We start from the raw sequence: 6,374 nt of genomic DNA on the forward strand, positions 1-6,374 counted from the left end.
TGATTTGAGCTATTGAAATCTTGCACCCATTTTGGTAATTCGTTCATATAAAAGGTACTGGTAATCCAACGTCCTTCATCTTTTCCATGAAACCAATACGCTGCATTTGCCGTATGACCTGCTGGAAGAATTGCGCCTCTATCCTTAAGTGCTATTCCAATCGTTTTTCCTCGCATTTGCGTAAACAATCGGTTTTCATCAGCAAAAGTGGTTGTTTTCATACGGTGTGGCGACATTTTACCAGCATTATCTGTAGTTCCTACAGATTGTACGCTATCATCACCAGCGCAATACACCGATTTTTTGATTTCTTTGTCATACCAATCATTCCCTATAATGCCGTGATATTTAGGCGTGGTTCCCGTATAAACAGAGGTGTGCCCAGGCGCTGTGTAAGTTGGGACATAATTAAAGTGATTGTTCTGGCAATTGAAGCCTTCATTCATCATTCGCTTAAACCCACCATCGCCATATTTGTCATAAAAACGCGTGAGGTAATCGTATCGCATTTGATCGACAACAATGCCTACAATTAATTTTGGTTGCGTTTGAATAGTGTTATCTTTGTTGGTCTGTTTTTTTGCATTCTGTTGCTGAGCTTGGAATGTAGAGACAAAAAACAAGGCAAACAGAATGGAGGAAATTACTTTTTTCATTTTTATTTATTAAATTCAACAATCAAACATACGGCTTTTTTAAACTATCTAAAATTGAAATAAAGATTAAATACGTCGCAGTTTTATTTAAATTAGCAGTTATAAAAGTTTAATATGAGCTACCTACATAATATTGGTCAATACTTATTGATGATAAAGGAAATGTTCCGCAAACGCACCAAATGGTCGGTTATGCGGCATTTAATTTTTAAGGACATTGATGATTTGATTATTAACTCCTTAGGTATTGTAGCTTTTATTTCCTTTTTTGTTGGAGGTGTCGTTACCATCCAAACGGCGTTGAATATGACCAGTCCGATTATTCCAAAATCGTTGGTAGGTTTTGCGACAAGACAATCGATTATTTTAGAGTTTGCGCCCACATTTATCTCCATTATTATGGCAGGAAAAGTAGGCTCTTTCATAACATCCAGCATTGGAACCATGCGCGTAACTGAGCAAATCGATGCTTTGGAGGTCATGGGGATCAATGCCATAAACTACTTGGTGTTTCCTAAGTTTATTGCGCTTATGCTCTACCCGTTTTTGATTTCCATTGCGATGTTCTTGGGAATTATTGGTGGTATGGCCGCTTGTGTTTTCGGAGGATTTGCCACATTAGACGATTATGTTACGGGTCTTCAAATGGACTTTATACCATTTCACATCGTTTACGCCTTTATTAAGACCTTTGTTTTTGCTTTTTTATTAGCTACCATACCTTCTTATTATGGTTATTATATGAAAGGTGGCGCATTGGAAGTTGGTAAAGCCAGTACAACCTCATTTGTCTGGACGAGTGTAGCCATCATTCTTTTAAACTATATACTAACCCAAATGTTGCTAAGCTAATGATTGAAGTTAATGACATCCATAAATCCTTTGGTGATATTGAAATCTTAAAAGGAATTTCCACGACGTTTGAAAAGGGAAAGACCAACCTCATCATTGGGCAAAGTGGCTCGGGAAAGACTGTTTTTTTAAAGACATTGTTGGGCTTACATACTCCTGATAAAGGCACCATCACCTACGATGGCACAAATTATTCAGATTTGACTCCTGACGAAAAAAGTAATTTAAGAGCCAAAATGGGCATGGTTTTTCAAGGAAGTGCGCTTTTTGACTCGATGACCATTGCTGAAAACGTAAAATTCCCCTTGCGCATGTTTACCAAACAAAGCAATAGCGAGATGAGCGATCGGGTAAACGAAGTTTTAAAAAGGGTAAATCTTGACGATGACCATAATAAATTGCCGAGTGAAGCTTCGGGAGGGATGCAAAAACGAGTCGCCATTGCCAGAGCTATTGTTAACCAACCTAAATATTTGTTTTGCGATGAGCCTAACTCAGGATTGGATCCAAAAACAGCTACGGTTATTGATAATTTGATTCAAGAAATTACACGTGAGTATGATATTACGACCATTATCAATACCCATGATATGAACTCCGTAATGGAAATTGGCGAGAAAATTATTTTCTTAAAAGACGGACTTAAAGAGTGGGAAGGCTCGAATAAAAACATATTTAAAACAAATAACGAAGCCGTGACAGGTTTTGTGTATTCTTCAGATTTGTTTCAACGGGTACAAAAGATGTATTTGGAGGAGGATATGTAGTTCAGTTGGCAGTCTTCAGTATTCAAGCCTCCGCTAAAGCTTCGGACGGGCAAGTCAATCCTCAGTCCTCAGTCTTCAGTCCTCAGTCCTCAGTCTTCAGTCTTCAGTCTTCAGTCTTTAAACTGTATTTTCAGTTTTTATTGAGGCTCGTTTATACTTAAAAAGTAGGATTTTTTTTATAAGATTACTAATTAAAGTTATATCTCATTTCAATTTCAAGTTCGACTTCAATTTCAATTTCTCAACTTAACACCTCAACAACAAACAACTCAACAACAAACTACTTTTCCCGTCTCACCACCAAAGTATCCAACTTATACTTTTGCTTTAACCATCGCTCCAACTTATTCTGCTCTTTGGCAATAGCATCTGCTTTTATGGTATTATCCCACTTTACGGTAAATTCTGAAATGGTATCCAACCTTTTAAAGTTAGATGAAATGACCGTTGCATATGACAACTGATCAATATGCTCATAATTGATTTTCACCTCCTTGGTCAATTCTTCAAAAGGAATTTGGAGCGCTTCATATTTTGATAGTTTTCTAACCTTATTTTCAAGAAAGTCGATTTTTTCCGCTTGAGATAATAGATCCAAAGAATCGCGATATCGCAATTGGGACATATAGTGCAGATTATCTAAGTTTTTTGAACGGTTTTGATTAAAAACCAACAGGGCATTTGCAAGTGCTGGGTAATCTTTCATTCGACCTTTGAGCACCGCAATGGTATTATCAGGTATTTGATCTAATCCAAAACTATTCAGCTCTAAAATCGAGGGTTCTCCTTTTTTTTCAGAATAGGTAAAAATCGCATTTGCTTTTATAAAATCGGGATGCGGCAATTGCTCCAGTTCCTTATTCAAAAAAGCTTGTGCATCATTCTCAAATTTGCTTTGTCGCCATACATCAATGAACGTAAATGTTGCTGGAATCATTACAATAATAGCGACAATGGTCGCAATTCTGGACGTTCGATTTCGCTTTGCAGAATTGACATATTTAAGCATAGGGAAGCCTAATATTTTGAGGACAATAAATGTTGCCAAAGCTATAAAAATAGTATTGATCGTAAACAAATACATGGCACCAAGAAAATAGGGGAAATTACCTTTGGCCAAACCATAGCCGGCGGTACATAATGGTGGCATCAATGCCGTGGCAATGGCCACACCAAAGATTGCCGAAGCGATCGTCCCTCTTTTGGTTTTGGCAATAATCAAGGCCAATCCGCCAAAAAAAGCTATCAACACGTCACGAATATCTGGTTTGACACGCCCTAACAATTCCGACGTATCTTCACTAAGCGGGAAGAATTTAAAGAACAAAAACGCCGTGATCAAACTCAAAGCAATCATGATCATTAAATTGGTCAGAGATCGTTTTAGGGTATCCACATCATTAATGGCAAGTGAGAGACCAACACCTAAAATTGGGCCCATCAACGGAGAAATCAACATGGCACCAATAACTACTGCAGTTGAATTGGCATTCAAGCCAACGGAAGCCACAAAAATAGAGCAAATCAAAATCCACGAGGTTGCGCCTTTAAAGGAAATATCGCCCTTAATGGCCACCAAAGTGGCGTCCTTATCAGTGTCATGCCTAAAATCCAAGAGTTCACTGAAAAATGTTTTGATGCTTTCCCACAAACCTTGGGCATCTTTCTTTACCGCTTCCTTAGATGCCTCAACAACTTTATCCTGTTGACTCGTTTTTTCTTCTTCGGAAAAATTAAATTTATTTTCTTCCATTAATTCAGTAATTGGTGGTTGGCGGTGTGAGGTGTGAAAAAAAGACGATAATGTTTTTAATATTTAAAATCATCCATAATTCTCACCGAACTTTTCCTTTACAAGATGAAGTACTTCTTTAATGTCTTGTTCCTTGGACTTTGGAAATATAAGTAAAACATCGTCTTTGTCAACAATTATATAATCTTTGAGACCGTCAATAACGACAATTTTATTATCCTTTGTCATGATCATATTTCCTGTGGCATCTTCGGTCAAAGTCCTTGCATTTACTACAGCATTTTGGCTGGCATCCTTATCGAGTTTATCATATAAACTTCCCCAAGTTCCCAAATCGTTCCAATCAAATTCTGCAAGCAACACATACACCTTGTCTGAAGCTTCCATAATGGCGTAATCCACGGAAATGTTTTCTGATTTTTCGTAGTTTTCTGCTATAAAAAAATCTTCATCATCCGTATTATAAATGGCGATTCCCTTTTCAAAAAGTTCAAATAATTTAGGTTGATGAAATTGAAAGGCTTTAATGACACTTTTGGCACTCCACATAAAAATACCCGCATTCCACAGGAAATTACCCTGTGTGATGAAAGATTTTGCTGTTTCGTAATCAGGTTTTTCGCGGAATTGTTTTACCGATTTAATAGCCTTTGTGGAGACCTTATCATATTCAATATATCCAAACCCTGTATTTGGAAACGTGGGCTGAATACCAAGCGTCATCAGTGCATCGTTGGTTTCACAAAAATCAAAAGCCTGTTGTACATTTTGGGTAAATTTAACTTCGTCTTCAATCCAATGATCACTTGGTGCCACAATCATGACCGCATCAGGATTTTCCTTTTGAATTTTCAAAGAAGCATATAAAATACATGGGGCGGTATTGCGCATGGCAGGCTCCAACAAAACTTGGCGCTTGGTCACATCAGGCAATTGCAGAAAAACCAAATCCTCATAGATGGCATTGGTGAGAATAAAAATATTCTCTTTAGGAATCAATTGCGCCAATCTTTGGAAAGTCTTTTGAATCAGGGTATCCCCTGTTCCCAACATATCATGGAACTGCTTTGGAAAATCCTGTGTACTTACCGGCCAAAACCGTGATCCGACACCTCCTGCCATTAAGATGGCATAATAATTTTTATTCTTCATATTAACATTCCTGTGCAAGCAGGAATCTTTAAATTTATACTTGAAATACTCTATCATCCGAAATGCATTATATCGCAACGCATAGAGACTATATTAACAACTGAATTCTATCAAGAATTTCCTGCCTTCGCAGGAATTAAGTCCACCTCAGCATTTGGGTTGAAAAGATACAACTTTCCTGACGCAACTTCAACACCTTCATACCGCGTTCGTCTTTTTATACCCTTTCTAAAAATGCGCCCATTATAAAGTTGGAACTCACTTCCTAAAGGCACTTCAAAAACATAGGTTTTATCATTAGGAGGATCAAACTGTTTTAAGGCTAAAGCTAATTTTGTATCCGTATCACTGCTGGCTTTTGGGTTTTTAAAATGTCGTGCCAAAAGCGGCAATAATTCATTTGGAAACACATTCGGATTTAAAAAAGGCAACATCAATTTTTGAAACGTATGTTTCCACTCCTTACCATGAGGTTTAATATATCGCCCGTAGATGTGATAAGCCTCAAAATGCGCGATCTCATGAATCAACGTGACCAAAAATCGGTAGTGATTTAAATTGGAGTTTATGGTAATCTGGTGCTTGTTGTTGGGTAACCTCCGATAATCGCCATGACGTGTTTTACGTTCATTTTTTATTTTCACCACCAAATTATCATGCTTTAAAAGCTCCATAACCTCAGGAATTGCCTGATATGGAATATATTCTTGAAGGGTATTGTGCATAGTGGCAAAAATAAGGGATTTGGCGAGATTGTTTAAAGAATTTCGTAAATTTAGATGACAAAATCTAATCCAAAAATAAAAGCTGCGAGTTTTATGACCATTACAATAATGTGTTATAATTTCAGGTACTAATTAGCTAAACGGCTTCATTCACGAATGAAAAATTAACCATTTAAGACATTTAAAAAACTCTAATCTCATAAAAGAACGTATGGCATTTATAGATTATTACAAAGTATTGGGCATTGACAAATCGGCTACAACGGCAGAGGTCAAAAAAGCTTATCGAAAATTGGCACGAAAACACCATCCCGATATTAATCCGAACGATAAAACCGCTGAGCATAAATTTAAGGAAATCAACGAGGCCAATGAAGTTCTGAGTGATCCAGAAAAACGAAAAAAATACGACAAGTACGGTAAAGACTGGCAGCAGGGCTATTCGATCATGATCGCGCCCGAAGGCACC

7 protein-coding genes are annotated in these 6,374 nt (G+C 37.4%); 3 read left to right on the top strand and 4 right to left on the bottom strand.

Annotated elements, in window-relative coordinates:
- A partial coding sequence (locus ABIQ28_RS15285; protein ID WP_348038854.1) for an alkaline phosphatase family protein occupies positions 1-656 on the bottom strand: 656 nt, incomplete at its 3' end.
- 114 nt (positions 657-770) lie between these two features.
- Here ABIQ28_RS15285 and ABIQ28_RS15290 point away from each other — a divergent pair.
- Complete coding sequence (locus tag ABIQ28_RS15290) at positions 771-1,508, top strand: ABC transporter permease (RefSeq protein WP_348038856.1); 738 nt, start codon at positions 771-773, stop codon at positions 1,506-1,508.
- Positions 1,508-2,275, top strand: coding sequence for an ATP-binding cassette domain-containing protein (locus ABIQ28_RS15295; protein ID WP_348038858.1), 768 nt, complete (start codon positions 1,508-1,510; stop codon positions 2,273-2,275). Before ABIQ28_RS15290 ends, ABIQ28_RS15295 begins: the two co-directional genes overlap by 1 nt.
- Before the next feature lie 280 nt (positions 2,276-2,555).
- Here the strand turns inward: ABIQ28_RS15295 and ABIQ28_RS15300 are convergent, their stop codons facing one another.
- From ABIQ28_RS15300 to ABIQ28_RS15310, 3 genes are all read right to left on the bottom strand, one after another.
- Positions 2,556-4,028, bottom strand: coding sequence for a DUF389 domain-containing protein (locus tag ABIQ28_RS15300; RefSeq protein WP_348038860.1), 1,473 nt, complete (start codon positions 4,026-4,028; stop codon positions 2,556-2,558).
- Between the two features lie 69 nt (positions 4,029-4,097).
- Positions 4,098-5,180 (bottom strand): mannose-1-phosphate guanylyltransferase, encoded by a 1,083-nt coding sequence (locus tag ABIQ28_RS15305; RefSeq protein WP_348038862.1) that lies wholly within the window; start codon positions 5,178-5,180, stop codon positions 4,098-4,100.
- Between the two features lie 110 nt (positions 5,181-5,290).
- On the bottom strand, positions 5,291-5,905 hold the full coding sequence (locus tag ABIQ28_RS15310) for a SprT-like domain-containing protein (protein WP_348038864.1): 615 nt from the start codon (positions 5,903-5,905) through the stop codon (positions 5,291-5,293).
- A gap of 211 nt (positions 5,906-6,116) precedes the next feature.
- Here ABIQ28_RS15310 and ABIQ28_RS15315 point away from each other — a divergent pair.
- Positions 6,117-6,374, top strand: a 258-nt coding sequence (locus ABIQ28_RS15315) for a DnaJ domain-containing protein (RefSeq protein ID WP_348038866.1), incomplete at its 3' end; no start/stop codon positions are given.

Origin of the sequence: Gelidibacter sp. (assembly GCF_039916245.1) — a bacterium.
Classification (GTDB): Bacteria; Bacteroidota; Bacteroidia; order Flavobacteriales; family Flavobacteriaceae; genus Gelidibacter.